The sequence below is a fragment of the Pseudoalteromonas fuliginea genome, assembly GCF_000690055.1.
Classification (GTDB): domain Bacteria; phylum Pseudomonadota; class Gammaproteobacteria; order Enterobacterales; family Alteromonadaceae; genus Pseudoalteromonas; species Pseudoalteromonas fuliginea.
The window spans coordinates 1-253 of sequence record NZ_JJNZ01000237.1 but is presented as its reverse complement, the minus strand read 5'-3'; the positions used below and the strand labels follow the sequence as shown (position 1 = coordinate 253).

Sequence of the window (253 nt, the reverse complement as noted above, 5' to 3'; positions counted from 1 at the left end):
CCATTCCCTCACGGTACTGGTTCACTATCGGTCAATTAGTAGTATTTAGCCTTGGAGGATGGTCCCCCCATCTTCAAACAGGATATCACGTGTCCCGTCCTACTCGTTTTCATAAAAAATTCGTCTTCGTCTACAGGACTATCACCTTCTATCGTCGCACTTTCCAGAGCATTCGACTGACTTATTAATTACTTAAGGGCTGGTCCCCGTTCGCTCGCCGCTACTAAGGGAATCTCGGTTGATTTCTTTTCCT

The 253-nt window shown here is 46.2% G+C and carries 1 rRNA gene; it reads right to left on the bottom strand.

Annotated features, from left to right (window positions below):
* Positions 1–253 (bottom strand): 23S ribosomal RNA (locus DC53_RS00085); the annotation flags it as partial.